This is a genomic window from Enterobacter cloacae complex sp. 2022EL-00981 (assembly GCF_028737495.1).
GTDB classification, from domain to species: domain Bacteria; phylum Pseudomonadota; class Gammaproteobacteria; order Enterobacterales; family Enterobacteriaceae; genus Enterobacter; species Enterobacter cloacae.
This window is the reverse complement of sequence record NZ_JAQZRK010000010.1, coordinates 104,124-124,299: the sequence shown is the minus strand read 5'-3', so window position 1 is coordinate 124,299 and position 20,176 is coordinate 104,124. Positions and strand designations below refer to the sequence as shown.

The following is a 20,176-nucleotide window of genomic DNA, read 5'->3' as shown; positions in this document are numbered from 1 at the left end:
AGCTGTTATTGCCGCGGCAAATCATCCCACGTGCCGGGCGCAATCTGCGATTTGATTTCGGGATAGCGCGAGGCGTCAAACACCGGCGGAACCCCCAGCTTGCGCTGGCGAAGGTAGTCCCGGGCGATGAGGGTAACCACGGGCGAGAGCAGCAAAATCGCCGTCAGGTTGGTGATCGCCATCAGCGCCATAATCACGTCCGCCAGTTGCCAGACCACCGGCATGCTAAGCAGAGAACCCACGATGACCATCAGCAACATGCCCAGGCGCAACAGGTTGAGCATGGGGCGAGAGTTGAGCTTCAGGAAAATGAGGTTGTTCTCGGCGTAAAGGTAATTGACGACCATTGAGCTGAAGGCGAACAACAGCAGAATGAGCGAAACAAATCCCGCTCCCCAGCCACCGGTAAGGTTCACCAGCGCCTGCTGAAGAAGCTGTATCCCGCCGGCTTCCGTTGAGTGAGAGATTGGGCCTGCCAGCAGCAAGATCATGGCGCTGGAGGAGCAGATAATAATCGTGTCCGTGAAGACGCCAATCATTTGCACAATGCCTTGCGCGGCCGGGTGAGGGGGCCAGGAAGCGGCCGCCGCCGCGGCATTGGGGGTAGACCCCATTCCGGCTTCGTTAGAGAACATACCGCGCTGAAAACCCGCCATCAGCGCCTGGCTAAAGGTATAGCCCAGCGCACCCGAAGCCGCTTCACGCCAGCCAAAGGCGCTGCTGAAAATGGTCGCAATCACATCCGGCACCTGGTCGATATGCAACGCAGCGACCAGCAGGCTGGCCGCAACCCAGAGCAAGGCCATAATGGGAACCAGCCACTGCATCAGGCGGGCTGTACCCTTAAGACCGGTAGAGATGGTCAGCAGTATGCAGAGGGCTAACCCCGCGCCGGTGAGCCATTCCGGACAGGCGAAGGCATAGCGCAGGGCATGGGCGACAGAATTTGCCTGGACGGTGTTGAAAATCAGGCCATAGGCGACGAGTAAGAAAAGTGAGAACAGCACGCCCATCCAGCGCATTCCTAAGCCGCGCGCCATGTACCAGGCAGGGCCACCGCGAAACTGGCCATGATGATCTTTTTCTTTATAGAGCTGGGCGAGAGAGCATTCGGCAAAGGACGTTGCCATGCCGATAATTGCCGTCACCCACATCCAGAAAACCGCCCCCGGCCCACCGGCGCTGATAGCCAGCGCGACCCCCGCCAGGTTACCGCTGCCAAGCCGTGCCGCAAGGCTGGTGCACAGCGCCTGGAACGAGGTTAATCCACCGGGTTGTGGCGTGACGCTGTTTTTCAGACTTCTGCCAAATTTGCGGATATAACGAAACTGGATAAAACCGCTGCGTAACGTAAACCATATACCTGCTGCCAGAAGCAGGTATATCATTATCGAACCCCAGAGCACTTCGTTAATAAAGAAAAAGAAATCAGGCATTAACGTCCCTCTTGTTGATGCCAGGGCAATTATGTAAGCGCTACCACATATTGAGCGTGCTGTTACTTAGCTGCCTGTTAATATTTCGAGTTTATCATACAATGGTGAAGCGCACTGTCTGCGGTTGCGCTACCCCTCCGTCGTGTTATCATCAGGGCAGACCGGTTACATCCCCCTAACAAGTAAACCTGTCATTTTTCCGCTGCAGACATGCTGTCGGTAGCGTGAATTATCCAGGGCACGTTAAAAGAGAAACACTATCATGACGGATAAATTGACCTCCCTTCGTCAGTTCACCACTGTCGTAGCTGACACCGGAGATATCGCGGCAATGAAGCTGTACCAGCCGCAGGATGCCACAACTAACCCTTCTCTGATCCTTAACGCCGCACAGATCCCTGAGTATCGCAAACTGATTGACGACGCTGTGACCTGGGCGAAAGCACAGAGCAACGACCGCGCGCAGCAGGTTGTGGATGCCACTGATAAACTGGCAGTGAACATCGGTCTGGAGATCCTTAAACTGGTTCCTGGCCGTATCTCTACCGAAGTGGATGCGCGTCTCTCCTACGACACCGAAGCGTCTATCGCGAAAGCCAAACGTCTGATCAAAATGTATAACGATGCGGGTATCAGCAACGACCGTATCCTGATCAAACTGGCTTCTACCTGGCAGGGTATTCGCGCGGCTGAACAGCTGGAAAAAGACGGTATCAACTGTAACCTGACGCTGCTGTTCTCCTTCGCGCAGGCGCGTGCATGTGCGGAAGCGGGCGTATACCTGATTTCTCCATTCGTGGGCCGTATTCTGGACTGGTACAAAGCCAATACCGACAAGAAAGAGTACGCTGCATCTGAAGATCCGGGCGTGATTTCCGTGACTGAAATCTACGAATACTACAAACAGCACGGCTATGAAACCGTTGTTATGGGCGCAAGCTTCCGTAACGTGGGTGAAATCATCGAGCTGGCTGGCTGTGACCGCCTGACCATCGCACCAGCGCTGCTGAAAGAGCTGGCTGAAAGCGAAGGTACCATCGAGCGTAAACTGTCTTACACCGGTGAAGTGAAAGCGCGTCCAGAGCGTATCACCGAATCCGAGTTCCTGTGGCAGCACAACCAGGATCCAATGGCGGTAGACAAACTGGCGGACGGTATCCGTAAGTTTGCTATCGACCAGGAAAAACTGGAAAAAATGATCGGCGATCTGCTGTAATCATTCTGCGTGACCGGGCTCCCGGTCACGCGACTTCTTTCGTACTCTGTCTGAAATTCCCCTCTGCGTGTATCATTCCCTTTAATCAGTACTTATTGAATGGAATGGATATGAATACCTTACGCATCGGCTTAGTGTCGATTTCTGACCGCGCCTCAAGCGGTGTCTATCAGGATAAAGGCATCCCTGCTCTTGAAGAGTGGTTGGGCAGCGCGCTGACCACCCCGTTTGAAATCCAGACCCGCCTGATCCCGGATGAACAGCCGATCATCGAGCAGACGTTGTGTGAGCTGGTGGATGAGATGAGCTGCCACCTGGTGCTGACGACCGGCGGAACCGGTCCTGCACGTCGTGATGTGACGCCAGATGCTACGCTTGCTATAGCTGACCGCGAAATGCCGGGCTTCGGTGAACAGATGCGCCAGATCAGCCTGCACTTTGTTCCAACAGCGATCCTCTCCCGTCAGGTGGGGGTGATTCGCAAGCAGGCGCTAATCCTGAATCTGCCAGGGCAACCTAAGTCGATTAAAGAGACGCTCGAAGGGCTAAAAGCGGATGATGGCAGCGTGATCGTCCACGGGATCTTTGCAAGTGTACCGTATTGTATACAGCTACTGGACGGGCCGTATGTCGAAACCGATGACAAAGTAGTAGCAGCATTTCGTCCTAAAAGCGCACGCCGCGAAACAATCTCCTGAAAATAATCATTATGTGACATTAGCTGAAGCTGCTGTGGTGTGCTAAAAGTTTTACGGTATAGTAATTTTTTCTTTACGATGGCTGTAATAATAATTCCACAACACACGCTAAATGGTTCGCTATGTCACATAACACCCGACCTCTGAATCGACAGGACTACAAAACTCTTACGCTCGCGGCCCTGGGCGGCGCGCTGGAGTTTTACGATTTCATCATCTTTGTTTTCTTTGCCGCCGTGGTGGGGGAGTTGTTCTTCCCGGCGGATATCCCGGAATGGCTGCGTCAGGTGCAAACCTTCGGTATTTTTGCTGCCGGGTATCTGGCGCGTCCTCTTGGTGGGATTGTGATGGCGCACTTTGGCGATCTTGTCGGGCGCAAAAAGATGTTTACCCTCAGTATCCTGCTGATGGCCGTGCCGACGTTGGCCATTGGTCTGCTGCCAACCTACGCCTCGATGGGCATTCTCGCCCCGTTATTGTTGCTGCTGATGCGTATTCTTCAGGGGGCGGCCATCGGTGGTGAAGTGCCGGGGGCGTGGGTGTTTGTCGCGGAGCATGTTCCGGCGCGCCGCATTGGTATCGCCTGCGGAACCTTAACCGCGGGGCTAACGGTGGGGATTTTGCTCGGTTCCGTGGTCGCGACAATTGTGAATACCAGCATGACGCAACAGGCCGTACACGACTGGGGCTGGCGTCTGCCGTTCCTGCTGGGCGGGGCGTTTGGCCTGGTGGCGATGTACCTGCGCCGTTGGCTCCAGGAGACACCGATTTTCCTCGAAATGCAGCAGCGCAAAGCGCTGGCACAAGAGTTGCCCGTTAAAGCCGTCGTGGTGCGTCATAAAAAAGCGGTGGTGCTGTCAATGCTGCTTACCTGGTTGCTCTCGGCAGGCATTGTGGTGGTGATTTTGATGTCGCCGGTCTGGCTGCAAAAGCAGTACGGCTTTGCCCCGGCGGTGACCTTACAGGCGAACAGTATCGCCACGGTTATGCTCTGCTTCGGCTGCCTGGCCGCCGGGCTGGCTGCAGATCGGTTCGGCGCCAGCGTAACCTTTATCGTTGGCAGCCTGTTACTGGCGGGCTCAAGCTGGGCGTTTTACCATCTGGCCGGGAGTCATCCTGAACAGCTGTTCCTTTTATACGGCGTGGTAGGGCTGTGCGTTGGCGTGGTGGGGGCGGTGCCTTATGTGATGGTTCGGGCCTTCCCGCCAGAAGTCCGCTTCACCGGGATCTCATTCTCATACAATGTTTCATATGCCATCTTCGGTGGACTGACGCCGATTGCGGTTACGGTATTGATGGGCGTGTCACCGCTGGCACCTGCCTGGTATGTGCTGGCGTTGTCGTTGATGGGGCTGGTGTTGGGGATTTGGCTTCGCCAGAAGGGAGAATGTCGTGCCCGCGAGGCGGACACGACAGAGGGATCAGTGTTTTTCACCAATCGGTAAAATGGTGCGGTCAAACTGCTCGTTCAGCACTTCACCCATTGCCAGGTAGATAGCGCTTGCGCCGCAAACCAGACCAATCCAGCCTGCAACGTGAACGATGCCTTCGTTGTCCACCAGATGACCAATCGCCAGCAGGGCGAACAGCACGGTCAGGCTCAGGAAGACAAACTGCAGTGCGCGGTTACCCTTGAGGGTGCCGAAGAACATGAACAGGGTGAAGACACCCCACAGGCCCAGGTAAACGCCCAGGAAATGGGCGTTTGCCGCCTCTGCCAGGCCCATTTTAGGCATAAGCAGAATGGCGACCAGGGTCAGCCAGAAGGAACCGTAAGAGGTAAAGGCGGTTAAGCCGAAGGTATTGCCTTTCTTATATTCCAGCAGGCCCGCGAAGATTTGCGCGATACCGCCGTAAAAAATGCCCATCGCCAGGATAATGCCGTCCATCGGGAACATCCCGATGTTGTGCAGGTTCAGCAGAATGGTGGTCATGCCAAAACCCATCAGGCCCAGCGGAGCCGGATTAGCCAACTTAGTGTTGCCCATAAGTCCTCAAAAAAATCATCATTAATATGGTGAAATGGTTAAACCCGCGACAGTACTCCCTGAAGGGGCGCGGCATCATAATGGGCGCAAACGATGCCGTCTATGATCTCGTCAGGGTGAAATTAAAATTTTTTTATCCTTCCCCCCTTGATGGATGACGTTGCGACCCCATCTTGTAAGCAACCGCAGTGTGTGGACCTGAAAAAAATCAAATCTGGGCAGTTGAAAAAGCACGTTCTGCCCTTATTACAGGTACACAACCACATGTTGACTGAATTTTTAGTGGAGACGTTTAGATGGGTAAAATTATTGGTATCGACCTGGGTACTACCAACTCTTGTGTAGCGATTATGGATGGCACTACTGCACGTGTGCTGGAGAACGCCGAGGGCGATCGCACCACGCCTTCTATCATTGCCTATACCCAGGATGGTGAAACTCTGGTTGGTCAGCCGGCTAAACGTCAGGCAGTGACGAACCCGCAAAACACCCTGTTTGCGATTAAACGCCTGATTGGCCGCCGCTTCCAGGACGAAGAAGTTCAGCGTGACGTTTCTATCATGCCTTACAAAATCATCGCAGCAGATAACGGCGATGCATGGCTTGATGTGAAAGGCACCAAAACAGCACCACCTCAGATCTCTGCTGAAGTGCTGAAAAAAATGAAGAAAACCGCAGAAGATTACCTGGGTGAGCCGGTAACTGAAGCAGTTATCACCGTTCCTGCGTACTTCAACGATGCTCAGCGTCAGGCAACCAAAGATGCTGGCCGTATCGCAGGTCTGGAAGTAAAACGTATCATCAACGAACCAACCGCTGCTGCTCTGGCTTACGGTCTGGATAAAGAAGTTGGCAACCGTACTATCGCGGTTTACGACCTGGGTGGTGGTACCTTCGATATCTCTATTATCGAAATCGACGAAGTAGACGGCGAAAAAACCTTCGAAGTTCTGGCAACCAACGGTGATACGCACCTGGGTGGTGAAGACTTCGATACTCGTCTGATCAACTATCTCGTTGACGAATTTAAGAAAGATCAGGGCATTGACCTGCGTAACGACCCGCTGGCTATGCAGCGCCTGAAAGAAGCCGCTGAGAAAGCGAAGATCGAACTCTCTTCCGCTCAGCAGACCGACGTGAACCTGCCGTACATTACTGCAGACGCGACCGGTCCTAAGCACATGAACATCAAAGTGACCCGTGCGAAACTGGAAAGCCTGGTAGAAGATCTGGTGAACCGTTCTATCGAGCCACTGAAAGTTGCACTGCAGGATGCTGGCCTGTCCGTGTCTGATATCAACGACGTTATCCTCGTTGGTGGCCAGACCCGTATGCCGATGGTTCAGAAGAAAGTGGCTGAATTCTTTGGTAAAGAACCACGTAAAGACGTTAACCCGGATGAAGCAGTGGCAATTGGTGCTGCGGTTCAGGGCGGCGTTCTGACCGGTGATGTTAAAGACGTTCTGCTGCTGGACGTTACCCCACTGTCTCTGGGTATCGAGACCATGGGTGGCGTAATGACGGCGCTGATCAGCAAAAACACCACCATCCCAACCAAGCACAGCCAGGTGTTCTCTACCGCTGAAGATAACCAGTCTGCGGTAACCATCCATGTGCTGCAGGGTGAGCGTAAGCGTGCGTCTGATAACAAATCTCTGGGTCAGTTCAACCTGGATGGTATTAACCCGGCACCACGCGGCATGCCGCAGATCGAAGTGACCTTCGATATCGATGCTGACGGTATTCTGCACGTTTCCGCGAAAGACAAAAACAGCGGTAAAGAGCAGAAGATCACCATTAAGGCCTCTTCCGGTCTGAACGAGGAAGAGATCCAGAAAATGGTTCGTGAAGCGGAAGCCAACGCGGAATCTGACCGTAAGTTCGAAGAACTGGTTCAGACCCGTAACCAGGGTGACCATCTGCTGCACAGCACTCGTAAGCAGGTTGAAGAAGCAGGCGATAAACTGCCAGCGGAAGACAAAACTGCTATCGAAGCTGCACTGAGCGCGCTGGAAACGTCTCTGAAAGGCGAAGACAAAGCGGATATCGAAGCGAAGATGCAGGAGCTGGCACAGGCTTCTCAGAAGCTGATGGAAATCGCTCAGCAGCAGCATGCCCAGCAGCAGGCAGGCGCTGACGCTTCAGCGAACAACGCGAAAGACGACGACGTTGTCGACGCTGAGTTCGAAGAAGTTAAAGACAAAAAATAATCGCCCTGATGCAGGGTAATTAATCGGCACGGGCGTAGGAGAACTCTCCACGCCCGTGCTCGCATGTTAAGGGGCTTAAAAAAACCAATGGCAAAGCAAGACTATTACGAGATTTTAGGCGTTCCGAAAACTGCGGAAGAGCGTGAAATCAAAAAGGCGTATAAGCGCCTGGCCATGAAATTCCACCCGGATCGCAACCAGGGTGACAAAGAGGCTGAAGCTAAATTTAAAGAGATCAAAGAAGCCTACGAAGTCCTGACCGATGCACAAAAACGTGCGGCCTATGACCAGTACGGTCACGCAGCCTTTGAACAGGGCGGCATGGGTGGCGGTGGATTCGGTGGCGGCGGCTTTGGCGGTGGCGCTGATTTCAGCGATATCTTTGGCGATGTTTTCGGCGATATCTTCGGTGGTGGCCGCGGTCGTCAACGCGCAGCGCGTGGTGCGGATCTGCGCTACAACATGGAGCTGACGCTGGAAGAGGCCGTTCGCGGTGTCACCAAAGAGATCCGTATCCCGACGCTGGAAGAGTGTGACGTTTGCCATGGCAGCGGTGCGAAAGCGGGTACGCAGCCACAAACCTGTCCAACCTGTCACGGTTCCGGTCAGGTGCAGATGCGTCAGGGCTTCTTCGCCGTCCAGCAGGCGTGTCCGCACTGTCATGGTCGTGGGACGCTGATTAAAGATCCATGCACCAAATGCCACGGCCACGGTCGCGTTGAGAAAACCAAAACCCTGTCCGTTAAAATCCCGGCTGGCGTAGATACGGGCGACCGCATCCGTCTGGCAGGTGAAGGCGAAGCAGGTGAGCACGGCGCACCAGCAGGCGATCTGTACGTTCAGGTGCAGGTGAAACAGCACGCTATCTTTGAGCGTGAAGGCAACAACCTCTACTGTGAAGTCCCGATCAACTTTGCTATGGCAGCGCTCGGTGGCGAAATTGAAGTGCCTACACTGGATGGGCGCGTGAACCTGAAAATCCCAGGCGAAACGCAGACCGGTAAGCTGTTCCGCATGCGCGGTAAAGGCGTGAAATCCGTTCGCGGTGGTGCGCAGGGCGACCTGCTGTGCCGCGTGGTGGTTGAAACCCCGGTTGGCCTGAACGACAAGCAGAAACAGCTGTTAAAAGAGCTGCAGGAAAGCTTTGGCGGCCCGACGGGTGAGAAAAACAGCCCACGCTCCAAAAGCTTCTTCGATGGCGTCAAAAAATTCTTCGATGATTTGACCCGCTAAATCGTTAGCTGGTAACTATCCTTTAAAAACCCGGAAGCGATTCCGGGTTTTTTATTTCTTGTTCGAAAGCTCGGTTAAACTGAGTATATATTCAATATTAATCTGTTTTTACCGATTTGTTTGCGCTGATATTATGATTTTATCGAGGTATTGTTGTAAAAGAGAGAATTAACGTGAAATTACTACACCGTTTCTTTAGCAGTGAAGCATCCGGCGGCGTGATCCTGATTATTGCTGCTGCGGCCGCGATGCTGCTCGCCAACATGGGCATGACGCGCGATCTCTATCACGCATTTCTGGAAACGCCCGTCGAGCTTAAGGTCGGCGCGCTGGAAATCAACAAGAACATGCTGCTGTGGATCAACGATGCGCTGATGGCGGTGTTCTTCCTGCTGGTGGGGCTTGAGGTGAAACGTGAGCTGGTGATGGGCTCGTTAGCCAGTCGCCAGCGCGCAGCGTTTCCGGTGATCGCCGCCATTGGCGGGATGGTCGTTCCGGCGCTGCTCTTCCTCGCGTTTGCCTGGCAGGATCCTGTCGCGCGTGACGGGTGGGCGATCCCGGCGGCAACGGATATCGCGTTTGCGCTTGGCGTTTTAGCGTTGCTCGGGAGCCGGGTTCCGGTTGCACTGAAAATCTTCCTGATGGCGCTGGCGATCATTGATGACCTGGGGGCTATCGTCATTATCGCGCTGTTCTACACCAGCGATCTGTCGATTCTATCGCTGAGCGTGGCAGCAGGGGCGATTGCAGTCCTGGCGCTGTTGAACATTTTCAATGTCCGTCGCATTGGAATTTACATCCTTGTGGGGATGGTGTTGTGGACGGCGGTGCTGAAATCGGGTGTCCATGCCACGCTGGCCGGGGTGATCGTCGGCTTCTTTGTGCCGCTTAAGCCGCAGGAGGGTAAATCACCGGCCAAACAACTGGAGCATGTGCTGCACCCGTGGGTCGCCTTTATGATCCTGCCGCTGTTTGCGTTTGCCAACGCGGGTGTTTCCCTGGGAGGGGTTACGCTGGAGGGGCTCACTTCCGTGCTGCCGCTGGGTATTATTGCCGGGCTGTTTATTGGTAAACCGCTGGGGATCAGCCTGTTCTGCTGGCTGGCGCTGAAGTTTAAGCTGGCATCGTTGCCGAACGGCACAACATTTGGTCAGATTATGGCGGTCGGCGTGCTGTGCGGTATCGGATTTACCATGTCGATCTTTATCTCGACGCTGGCGTTTGGTGCAAACGCGCCTGAGCTGATTATCTGGGCAAAACTCGCCATTCTTATCGGTTCATTACTGGCCGCAGTTATTGGTTATACCTTATTGAAGGTGAAGTTGTCCGGGCAGGCCGTCCAGGCATAACGGAAAACCGGGAGGAGGTCATTCTTCTCCCGATACACTCAGGGAGAGAAGACGCGATGTCTCATTTGAATTACAACCATCTTTATTACTTCTGGCATGTTTACAAACAAGGCTCGGTGGTAGGGGCGGCAGAAGCTCTTTTTCTGACGCCACAAACTATCACCGGGCAAATCAAAGCGCTGGAAGAACGCCTGCAAGGCAAGCTGTTCAAGCGTAAAGGACGTGGGATAGAGCCAAGCGAGTTGGGTGAACTGGTTTTTCGCTATGCGGACAAGATGTTTACCCTGAGCCAGGAGATGCTGGATATCGTCAACTACCGCAAAGAGTCCAATTTGCTGTTTGACGTGGGCGTGGCGGATGCCCTCTCGAAACGGCTGGTGAGCGGCGTGCTGGATGCAGCGGTGGTTGAAGACGAACAGATCCATTTGCGCTGTTTTGAATCCACACACGAAATGCTGCTGGAGCAGTTGAGCCAGCATAAGCTGGATATGATTATCTCGGATTGCCCCATCGACTCCACGCAGCAGGAGGGGCTGTTCTCGGTCAAGATTGGTGAATGCGGGGTAAGCTTCTGGTGCATTAACCCGCCTCCGGAAAAACCGTTCCCTGCCTGTCTGGAAGAACGCCGCTTGCTGGTGCCGGGAAGGCGCTCCATGCTGGGGCGTAAGCTGCAGAACTGGTTTAACTCTCAGGGGCTGAACGTGGAGATCCTGGGTGAGTTCGATGATGCAGCACTGATGAAAGCGTTTGGTGAGGCGCACAACGCAATCTTTGTTGCGCCGACGCTGTACATGCACGATCTCTATTCAGATAACAAGATTACCGAGATTGGCAGAGTCGATAACGTCATGGAGGAGTACCACGCTATCTTCGCCGAAAGGATGATTCAACACCCGGCGGTGCAGCGTATCTGTAACCGCGACTACTCGGCGCTGTTTACCCCGCCAGCAAACTGAAGGTATAAAAAAACCCGCGTTAAGCGGGTTCTTTAAACAAGCAACAACAAGCGGCGATTAAGCCAGTTTGTTGATCTGCGCGGTCAGGTTTGCTTTATGACGCGCTGCTTTGTTTTTGTGGATCAGACCTTTAGCAGCCTGACGATCCACGATTGGTTGCATTTCGTTAAATGCGTTCTGCGCTGCAGCTTTGTCGCCAGCTTCGATTGCTGCGTATACTTTCTTGATGAAAGTACGCATCATAGAGCGACGGCTTGCGTTGTGCTTACGAGCCTTTTCAGACTGAACGGCACGTTTCTTAGCTGATTTGATATTAGCCAAGTCCAACTCCCAAATATGATCTATGTGGACAATTCAAAGGCCGAGGAATATGCCCTCTTTGCCTTCTTTTGTCAATGGATTTGTGCAAATAAGCGCCGTTAATTAGCGACGCTACGTTACGTAGTGATGGCGCAGGATTCTACCAGCTTGTCTTTCGTGAATACAGCTTTTCGGCATAAAAATCGCAGTTCCGGGACAGATTTTTTTGCTGTGAAAGGTCAGCATGATGAAATCATTACGGCTTTCTGTTTTGTGCAGACAATCGTCGGTTAACCTTAATCGCTGTACAAGGTATACTTTGGCGATTTTCACTGTTTTGAGCCAGACATGAAGCTGATACGCGGCATACATAATCTCAGCAAAGCCCCCCACGGGTGCGTGCTGACCATTGGTAATTTCGACGGCGTGCATCGTGGGCATCAGGCGCTGTTGCAGGGATTGCGTAAAGAAGGGGAGGCGCGTGGCCTTCCCGTGGTAGTGATGATTTTCGAGCCGCAGCCGCTGGAACTGTTCGCGGGCGATAAATCGCCTGCCCGACTTACTCGCCTGCGCGAGAAGTTGCGCTATCTGGCACAGTCCGGTGTGGACTACGTATTGTGTGTCCGTTTTGATCGTCGTTTTGCCGCGCTGACAGCACAAAATTTCGTCAGCGACCTGTTGGTCAAGCGCCTTGGCGTGCAGTTTCTCGCCGTGGGTGATGATTTCCGCTTTGGCGCTGGTCGTCAGGGCGATTTCTTGCTATTACAGAAGGCTGGCCTGGAATATGGTTTTGACGTCACCAGCGCGATGACCTTTTGCGAAGGTGGCGTGCGCGTCAGCAGTACGGCGGTTCGTCAGGCGCTGGCGAATGATGAACTGGAGACCGCAGAGAATTTGCTGGGGCATCCGTTTACCATTTCTGGTCGTGTGGTTCATGGCGATGCGCTGGGCCGTACGATAGGTTTCCCGACGGCGAATATACCGCTGCGTCGTCAGGTCTCCCCGGTTAAAGGGGTATATGCGGTGGAAGTGGCTGGACTGGGCGAGAAACCTTTTTACGGTGTCGCCAATATTGGCACACGTCCTACGGTCGCCGGTGTGCGGCAGCAGCTGGAAGTGCATCTGCTGGACGTTGTAATGGACCTCTACGGTCGCCATATAGATGTCATACTGCGTAAAAAAATACGCAATGAGCAGCGATTTGCCTCGCTGGATGAACTAAAAGCGCAAATCGCGCGAGATGAATTAACGGCCCGCGAGTTTTTTGGGCTTTGAACCCGGCTTAAATGCCTACGTGATAAATACGGAACCGAGAATCTGATGAGTGACTATAAATCAACCCTGAATTTGCCGGAAACAGGGTTCCCGATGCGCGGCGATCTCGCCAAGCGCGAACCGGGAATGCTGGCGCGTTGGACCGATGATGACCTGTACGGCATCATTCGTGCAGCCAAGAAAGGCAAAAAAACCTTCATTCTGCATGATGGCCCTCCATATGCGAATGGCAGCATTCATATTGGTCACTCTGTAAACAAGATTCTGAAAGACATTATCGTGAAGTCCAAAGGACTCGCGGGATATGACTCGCCTTACGTTCCGGGTTGGGACTGCCACGGTCTGCCGATTGAACTGAAAGTTGAGCAGGAATTTGGTAAGCCGGGTGAGAAATTCACCGCGGCGGAATTCCGTGCGAAATGCCGTGAATACGCGGCCACTCAGGTTGACGGCCAGCGTGCAGACTTTATTCGTCTGGGCGTGCTGGGCGACTGGTCGCATCCGTACCTGACCATGGACTTCAAAACCGAAGCCAACATCATCCGTGCGCTGGGTAAAATCATCGGCAATGGCCACCTGCACAAAGGCGCGAAGCCGGTGCACTGGTGCGTGGACTGCCGTTCTGCGCTGGCAGAAGCAGAAGTTGAGTATTACGACAAAACCTCGCCTTCAATCGACGTGGCCTTCGAAGCGGTCGATCAGGATGCGATCAAAGGTAAATTCGGCCTGCCGGGCGTAAGCGGCCCGATCTCGCTGGTTATCTGGACCACCACCCCATGGACGCTGCCTGCTAACCGTGCGATCTCCCTCTCCGGTGAGTTCGAATATGCACTGGTTCAGATTGACGGTCAGGCGCTGATCCTGGCGAAAGATCTGGTGGAAAGCGTGCTGAAACGCGCGAACATCACCGACTACACCGTGCTGGGCACCGTGAAGGGCGATGCGCTGGAGCTGATGCGCTTCAAACACCCGTTCCTGGACTTCGACGTTCCGGCAATCTTGGGCGACCACGTGACGCTGGAAGCCGGTACGGGTGCAGTACATACCGCCGGTGGTCACGGTCCTGACGACTACAACATCAGCCTGAAATATGGTCTGGAAATCGCGAACCCGGTTGGTCCGGACGGATCATACCTGCCTGGTACGTATCCATCGCTGGACGGTATCAACGTCTTCAAAGCGAACGACATCATTGTGGAGATGCTGCGTGAGCGCGGCGCGCTGTTGCACGTTGAGAAAATGCAGCACAGCTACCCGTGCTGCTGGCGTCACAAGACGCCGATCATCTTCCGTGCGACCCCACAGTGGTTCGTCAGCATGGATCAGAAAGGTCTGCGCGAGCAGTCTCTGAAAGAGATCAAAGGCGTGCAGTGGATCCCGGACTGGGGCCAGGCGCGTATTGAATCCATGGTGGCTAACCGTCCTGACTGGTGTATCTCCCGTCAGCGCACCTGGGGCGTGCCGATGTCGCTGTTCGTGCATAAAGAGACGCACGAACTGCACCCGAACACGCTGGAACTGATGGAAGAAGTGGCGAAGCGTGTTGAAGTTGATGGCATTCAGGCGTGGTGGGATCTCGATGCCCGCGATATCCTGGGCGCAGACGCGGACAACTACGAGAAAGTGCCAGATACCCTGGACGTGTGGTTCGACTCCGGGTCTACGCACGCCTCCGTGGTTGACGTGCGCCCTGAGTTTGCCGGTCACGCGGCTGATATGTATCTGGAAGGTTCTGACCAACACCGTGGCTGGTTCATGTCATCCCTGATGATCTCCACCGCCATGAAAGGTAAAGCACCTTACCGTCAGGTACTGACCCACGGTTTCACCGTCGATGGTCAGGGCCGTAAGATGTCCAAATCTATCGGTAATACCGTTTCTCCGCAGGACGTGATGAACAAACTGGGCGCAGACATTCTGCGTCTGTGGGTGGCATCTACCGACTATACCGGCGAAATGGCGGTATCAGATGAGATCCTGAAACGTGCTGCCGACAGCTATCGTCGTATCCGTAACACCGCGCGCTTCCTGCTGGCGAACCTGAATGGTTTCGATCCGGCAAAAGACATGGTGAAACCGGAAGAGATGGTGGTGCTGGATCGCTGGGCGGTAGGCTGTGCGAAAGCGGCGCAGGAAGATATCGTTAAGGCATATGAGTCTTACGATTTCCATGAAGTGGTGCAGCGCCTGATGCGCTTCTGCTCCATCGAAATGGGCTCGTTCTACCTCGACATCATCAAAGACCGCCAGTACACCGCGAAAGCGGACAGCGTGGCGCGTCGTAGCTGCCAGACTGCGCTGTATCACATCGCAGAAGCACTGGTGCGCTGGATGGCGCCAATTATGTCCTTCACCGCGGATGAAATCTGGGGCTACCTGCCAGGTGAGCGTGAGAAGTATGTCTTCACAGGCGAGTGGTACGAAGGTCTGTTCGATCTCTCCAGTACCGAAGCGATGAACGACGCCTTCTGGGACGAGCTGCTGAAAGTGCGTGGCGAAGTGAACAAGGTCATCGAACAGGCGCGTGCAGACAAGAAAGTCGGTGGTTCTCTGGAAGCGGCAGTGACCCTGTACGCAGAACCTGAGCTGGCGGCCAAACTGACGGCGCTGGGCGATGAATTACGATTTGTCCTGTTGACCTCCGGTGCGAAAGTTGCGGATTATGCCGACGCTTCTGCTGACGCTCAGCAGAGCGAACTGCTTAAAGGGCTAAAAGTCGCACTGAGCAAAGCCGAAGGTGAGAAGTGCCCGCGCTGCTGGCACTACACCACCGATGTCGGCCAGGTGGCGGAACACGCAGACATCTGCGGACGCTGTGTAAGCAACGTCGCCGGTGACGGCGAAAAACGTAAGTTTGCCTGATGAGTAAAACTCTCTGTTCAACAGGACTGCGCTGGCTGTGGCTGGTTGTGGTGGTGCTGATTATTGATCTGGGCAGCAAGTTCCTGATCCTCCAGAACTTTGCTCTGGGGGATACGGTTCCGCTGTTCCCGTCGCTTAACCTGCACTATGCGCGTAACTACGGTGCGGCGTTTAGCTTCCTTGCTGACAGCGGTGGCTGGCAGCGCTGGTTCTTTGCGGGTATTGCTATCGGTATCTGTGTGGTGCTGGCGGTGCTGATGTACCGTTCGAAAGCGACACAAAAGCTGAACAACATCGCCTATGCGCTGATCATTGGCGGCGCGTTAGGTAACCTGTTCGATCGCCTGTGGCATGGCTTTGTGGTCGATATGATCGACTTCTACGTCGGCGACTGGCACTTTGCGACCTTTAACCTCGCCGATAGCGCAATTTGTATCGGTGCGGCGTTAATCGTGCTGGAAGGTTTCTTGCCGAAACCCGCCGCGAAAGAGCAGGCTTAATTGTAAATGCCGGGTGGCGCTGCGCTTACCCGGCCTACAGAATTTGTGGCCTCCCGTAGGCCCGGTAAGCGCAGCGCCACCGGGCAACAGGTGACCCAAAACAAGCGAGCAATTTGCATGTCTAAATCCGTACAAAGCAATAGCGCGGTTCTCGTTCACTTCACGCTGAAACTGGATGACGGCTCAACGGCCGAATCCACCCGCAATAACGGCAAACCAGCCCTGTTTCGTCTTGGCGATACGTCGTTATCTGAAGGTCTGGAGCAGCAGCTTCTGGGTCTGAAAGAGGGGGAGAAGAAGGCGTTTTCGCTGGAGCCGGATGCGGCGTTTGGCGTGCCAAGCCCGGATCTTATCCAGTACTTCTCTCGTCGTGAATTTATGGATGCGGGCGAACCGGAAATCGGGGCGATTATGCTCTTTACCGCTATGGATGGCAGCGAAATGCCTGGCGTGATCCGCGAAATCAACGGCGACTCCATCACCGTAGATTTCAACCATCCGCTTGCCGGGCGCACCGTCCATTTTGATATTGAAGTGCTGGAGATCGATCCGGTACTGGAGGCCTGAAATGCAGATCCTGTTGGCTAACCCGCGCGGCTTCTGCGCCGGTGTAGACCGCGCTATCAGCATTGTTGAAAACGCGCTGGAGATTTACGGCGCGCCGATTTACGTGCGTCACGAAGTTGTACATAACCGTTACGTGGTCGACAGCCTGCGTGAACGCGGTGCAATCTTCATTGAGCAGATCAGCGAAGTGCCGGACGGCGCGATCCTGATTTTCTCCGCACACGGTGTCTCCCAGGCGGTACGTAACGAAGCGAAAAGCCGTGATTTGACGGTGTTCGACGCCACCTGTCCGTTGGTAACCAAAGTGCATATGGAAGTGGCGCGCGCCAGCCGTCGCGGTGAAGAGTCGATCCTGATTGGTCATGCGGGTCATCCGGAAGTCGAAGGCACTATGGGCCAGTACAGCAACCCGGAAGGGGGGATGTATCTGGTGGAGTCGCCGGAAGATGTTCTGACGCTGAACGTGAAAAACGAAGCCCGTCTGTCGTTCATGACGCAGACCACGCTTTCAGTTGATGATACGTCGGATGTGATTGACGCATTGCGCCAGCGTTTCCCGAAAATCGTCGGGCCGCGTAAAGATGATATCTGCTACGCAACCACTAACCGCCAGGAAGCGGTGCGTGCGCTGGCTGAACAGGCGGACGTGGTGCTGGTGGTCGGCTCGAAAAACTCCTCTAACTCCAACCGTCTGGCCGAACTGGCGCAGCGCATGGGCAAGGCGGCGTTTCTGATTGACGACGCGACGGACATTCAGGAAGCGTGGGTGAAAAACGCGGCCTGTGTCGGTGTCACCGCAGGGGCTTCCGCGCCGGATATCCTGGTGCAGAACGTGATCACCCGTCTGCAGGAGCTGGGTGGTGGTGAAGCCGTTCCGCTGGAAGGCCGCGAAGAAAACATCGTCTTCGAAGTTCCGAAAGAGCTGCGTATTGATGCACGCGAAGTGGAATAATCCTTCTTCTGAGGAAAGGCCAGCACCTCCTGTGCTGGCCTTTTTTTTATCTGCTACTTTATCGTGACGACAAAATCATGTCTTTTACTGATATTTGAGTCCGTTTCACGTTAAATTCTAATTATCGGTGTTTTCAGTTGGCAGGCCTGACAAAGGCTGGTTAATCTGAAAACGGTTTACATCATTTTAACGTAAGAGAATAACTATGCATGATGCACAGATCCGTGTCGCTATTGCGGGCGCGGGTGGACGTATGGGTCGCCAGCTCATTCAGGCGGCACTTCAGATGGATGGCGTAGCGCTGGGCGCAGCACTGGAACGTGAAGGTTCATCGCTTCTTGGGGCCGATGCCGGTGAACTGGCAGGCGCGGGCAAGACGGGCGTTACCGTTCAAAGCAGCCTTGATGCGGTGAAAGATGATTTTGATGTGTTTATCGATTTCACCCGGCCAGAAGGCACACTGACCCATCTGGCATTTTGCCGTCAGCACGGCAAAGGCATGGTGATTGGCACCACCGGGTTTGATGAAGCCGGTAAACAAGCCATTCAGGATGCGTCACATGAGATTGCTATTGTCTTCGCTGCTAACTTTAGCGTGGGCGTCAACGTTATGCTTAAGCTGCTGGAGAAGGCCGCAAAAGTGATGGGCGATTATACCGACATTGAGATTGTCGAAGCTCACCACCGTTACAAAGTCGATGCTCCCTCCGGCACGGCGCTGGCAATGGGCGAAGCGATTGCGCATGCACTGGATAAAGATTTAAAAGACTGCGCGGTATATACCCGCGAAGGCCATATGGGCGAACGCGTCCCGGGAACGATTGGTTTCGCAACCGTGCGTGCGGGTGACATCGTCGGGGAACATACTGCGATGTTCGCCGATATTGGAGAACGTGTAGAGATCACGCATAAAGCATCCAGCCGTATGACATTTGCCAATGGTGCCGTTCGCTCCGCTTTGTGGCTGAAAGGCAAAGAAAATGGTCTTTTTGATATGCGTGATGTGCTAGATCTCAACAATTTGTAAGAGATATTACCCATCGTGATGTGGTTATTGCAGTCGTAACTTTTTGATTGCATAGGGCAATAATTTATTGCCCTTTTATTTTGTCCATTCCATGTTTATTTTTGTCTTTTTTGACTAAAATTAGATATTATCCCGCCATTTTGTGTTGCTGGTATGTAAATTTTGACCGTTTGGTCCACTTTTTATTATCTGCGTACCAGAAATTCCAATAAACTTGCCACGCAAGCGTTTTCTGTCGTGATTTACCTGATCTTTTTGCCGCTTAACATCTTTTCAGGCCGCCAGGCTTGCAAAAGGATAATTAAAATATCCGTTTTGAGTTGACTTTTACCTGGCAAATCTCCAGAATGCCGCCGTTTGCCAAAAATCCGCTGGCAACACATTTGCATTGATTTATGACATGGTTGTGAATTAATATGCAAATAAAGTGAGTGAATATTCTCTGGAGGGTGTTTTGATTAAGTCAGCGCTATTGGTTCTGGAAGACGGAACCCAGTTTATCGGTCGGGCCATAGGGGCAACGGGTTCGGCGGTTGGGGAAGTCGTTTTCAATACTTCAATGACCGGTTATCAAGAAATCCTCACTGATCCTTCCTATTCTCGCCAAATCGTTACTCTTACTTATCCTCATATCGGCAATGTCGGCACCAATGCTGCTGACGAAGAATCTTCTCAGGTACATGCGCAAGGCCTGGTCATTCGCGACCTGCCGCTGATTGCCAGCAACTTCCGCAATACCGAAGACCTCTCTTCCTACCTGAAGCGCCATAACATTGTGGCGATTGCCGATATCGATACCCGTAAATTAACGCGTCTGCTGCGCGAGAAGGGTGCACAGAACGGCTGCATCATCGCAGGGGACAACCTCGATGCGGCGCTGGCGCTGGAAAAAGCGAAAGCTTTCCCGGGCCTGAATGGCATGGACCTGGCGAAAGAAGTGACGACCACTGAAGCATACAGCTGGACGCAAGGTAGCTGGACGCTTTCAGATGACCTGCCGGAAGCGAAAAAAGAGAGCGAGCTGCCGTTCCACGTGGTCGCCTACGATTTCGGCGCCAAGCGCAATATCCTGCGCATGCTGGTTGATCGCGGCTGCCGTCTGACGGTGGTGCCGGCGAAAACCTCTGCCGAAGACGTACTGAAGATGAACCCGGATGGCATCTTCCTCTCTAACGGTCCTGGCGACCCGGCACCGTGCGATTACGCTATCGATGCCATCAAGTCCTTCCTCGAAACCGATATTCCGGTATTCGGCATCTGCCTCGGCCATCAGCTGCTGGCGCTGGCGAGCGGGGCGAACACCATTAAGATGAAGTTCGGTCACCACGGTGGTAACCACCCGGTGAAAGACATCGACAACAACACGGTGATGATTACGGCACAGAACCACGGCTTCGCAGTAGACGAAGCGTCAATGCCGGCTAATCTGCGCGTGACGCACAAATCCCTGTTCGATGGCACCCTGCAGGGTATCCATCGTACCGATAAGCCAGCGTTCAGCTTCCAGGGACACCCGGAAGCCAGCCCGGGGCCGCACGATGCCGCACCGCTGTTCGATCACTTCATCGAACTTATCGAGCAATACCGTAAGACCGCTAAATAATCAG

General features: G+C 53.9%; 17 protein-coding genes and 1 pseudogene. 15 read left to right on the top strand and 3 right to left on the bottom strand.

The features are described from left to right. Window positions 1-5: 5 nt before the first annotated feature. Window positions 6-1,436: an alanine/glycine:cation symporter family protein gene (locus PUZ33_RS11320; RefSeq protein WP_029882677.1), complete on the bottom strand. Its 1,431-nt coding sequence runs from the start codon at window positions 1,434-1,436 to the stop codon at window positions 6-8. 262 nt (window positions 1,437-1,698) lie between these two features. On the opposite strand from PUZ33_RS11320, the gene tal reads away from it, so the two are divergent. The 3 genes from tal to PUZ33_RS11305 all read left to right on the top strand — a co-directional run bounded on the left by tal (window position 1,699) and on the right by PUZ33_RS11305 (window position 4,795). Beyond that, entirely contained in the window at window positions 1,699-2,652 is a 954-nt protein-coding gene (gene tal, locus PUZ33_RS11315) for a transaldolase (protein ID WP_013095515.1), read from the top strand. A gap of 110 nt (window positions 2,653-2,762) precedes the next feature. Then, entirely contained in the window at window positions 2,763-3,350 is a 588-nt protein-coding gene (mog, locus tag PUZ33_RS11310; RefSeq protein WP_013095516.1) for a molybdopterin adenylyltransferase, read from the top strand. 122 nt (window positions 3,351-3,472) lie between these two features. Continuing rightward, complete coding sequence (locus tag PUZ33_RS11305) at window positions 3,473-4,795, top strand: MFS transporter (RefSeq protein ID WP_058681514.1); 1,323 nt, start codon at window positions 3,473-3,475, stop codon at window positions 4,793-4,795. On the opposite strand, the gene satP is transcribed toward PUZ33_RS11305, so the two are convergent. Then, window positions 4,772-5,338: an acetate uptake transporter gene (gene satP / locus PUZ33_RS11300; RefSeq protein WP_013095518.1), complete on the bottom strand. Its 567-nt coding sequence runs from the start codon at window positions 5,336-5,338 to the stop codon at window positions 4,772-4,774. The genes PUZ33_RS11305 and satP overlap by 24 nt on opposite strands. Window positions 5,339-5,634: 296 nt before the next feature. Between satP and dnaK the strand changes: the two genes are divergently transcribed. From dnaK to nhaR, 4 genes are all read left to right on the top strand, one after another. Continuing rightward, the gene (gene dnaK, locus PUZ33_RS11295) at window positions 5,635-7,548 is read left to right on the top strand and encodes a molecular chaperone DnaK (RefSeq protein WP_013095521.1); all 1,914 of its coding nucleotides are present in this window, start codon (window positions 5,635-5,637) and stop codon (window positions 7,546-7,548) included. A gap of 87 nt (window positions 7,549-7,635) precedes the next feature. Beyond that, entirely contained in the window at window positions 7,636-8,781 is a 1,146-nt protein-coding gene (dnaJ, locus tag PUZ33_RS11290) for a molecular chaperone DnaJ (RefSeq protein WP_014830600.1), read from the top strand. 173 nt (window positions 8,782-8,954) lie between these two features. Beyond that, complete coding sequence (nhaA, locus tag PUZ33_RS11285; RefSeq protein ID WP_038981162.1) at window positions 8,955-10,130, top strand: Na+/H+ antiporter NhaA; 1,176 nt, start codon at window positions 8,955-8,957, stop codon at window positions 10,128-10,130. A gap of 56 nt (window positions 10,131-10,186) precedes the next feature. Continuing rightward, window positions 10,187-11,086 carry a transcriptional activator NhaR gene (gene nhaR / locus PUZ33_RS11280; protein WP_020688469.1) on the top strand — a complete coding sequence of 300 codons (900 nt, stop codon included), beginning with the start codon at window positions 10,187-10,189 and terminating at the stop codon, window positions 11,084-11,086. Between the two features lie 57 nt (window positions 11,087-11,143). On the opposite strand, the gene rpsT is transcribed toward nhaR, so the two are convergent. Beyond that, a complete protein-coding gene (gene rpsT / locus PUZ33_RS11275) occupies window positions 11,144-11,407 on the bottom strand; it encodes a 30S ribosomal protein S20 (protein WP_003856458.1) in 264 nt (87 codons plus the stop codon). Window positions 11,408-11,508: 101 nt separating this feature from the next. On the opposite strand from rpsT, the pseudogene PUZ33_RS11270 reads away from it, so the two are divergent. From PUZ33_RS11270 to carA, 8 genes and pseudogenes are all read left to right on the top strand, one after another. Beyond that, a pseudogene (locus tag PUZ33_RS11270) lies at window positions 11,509-11,727 on the top strand (DUF2575 domain-containing protein). A 7-nt stretch (window positions 11,728-11,734) separates the two neighbouring features. Further along, window positions 11,735-12,661 carry a bifunctional riboflavin kinase/FAD synthetase gene (gene ribF, locus PUZ33_RS11265; RefSeq protein WP_020688470.1) on the top strand — a complete coding sequence of 309 codons (927 nt, stop codon included), beginning with the start codon at window positions 11,735-11,737 and terminating at the stop codon, window positions 12,659-12,661. A 45-nt stretch (window positions 12,662-12,706) separates the two neighbouring features. Further along, the gene (gene ileS / locus PUZ33_RS11260; RefSeq protein ID WP_029882680.1) at window positions 12,707-15,523 is read left to right on the top strand and encodes an isoleucine--tRNA ligase; all 2,817 of its coding nucleotides are present in this window, start codon (window positions 12,707-12,709) and stop codon (window positions 15,521-15,523) included. Continuing rightward, window positions 15,523-16,023, top strand: coding sequence for a signal peptidase II (gene lspA / locus PUZ33_RS11255; protein ID WP_013095527.1), 501 nt, complete (start codon window positions 15,523-15,525; stop codon window positions 16,021-16,023). Before ileS ends, lspA begins: the two co-directional genes overlap by 1 nt. Before the next feature lie 117 nt (window positions 16,024-16,140). Further along, on the top strand, window positions 16,141-16,590 hold the full coding sequence (fkpB, locus tag PUZ33_RS11250) for an FKBP-type peptidyl-prolyl cis-trans isomerase (RefSeq protein WP_013095528.1): 450 nt from the start codon (window positions 16,141-16,143) through the stop codon (window positions 16,588-16,590). Between the two features lies 1 nt (window position 16,591). Next, on the top strand, window positions 16,592-17,542 hold the full coding sequence (gene ispH / locus PUZ33_RS11245) for a 4-hydroxy-3-methylbut-2-enyl diphosphate reductase (RefSeq protein WP_013095529.1): 951 nt from the start codon (window positions 16,592-16,594) through the stop codon (window positions 17,540-17,542). 205 nt (window positions 17,543-17,747) lie between these two features. Beyond that, window positions 17,748-18,569 carry a 4-hydroxy-tetrahydrodipicolinate reductase gene (gene dapB / locus PUZ33_RS11240; protein WP_058681517.1) on the top strand — a complete coding sequence of 274 codons (822 nt, stop codon included), beginning with the start codon at window positions 17,748-17,750 and terminating at the stop codon, window positions 18,567-18,569. Window positions 18,570-19,023: 454 nt separating this feature from the next. After that, window positions 19,024-20,172, top strand: a complete 1,149-nt coding sequence (gene carA, locus PUZ33_RS11235) for a glutamine-hydrolyzing carbamoyl-phosphate synthase small subunit (RefSeq protein WP_023620045.1) — start codon at window positions 19,024-19,026, stop codon at window positions 20,170-20,172. Window positions 20,173-20,176: the final 4 nt, after the last annotated feature.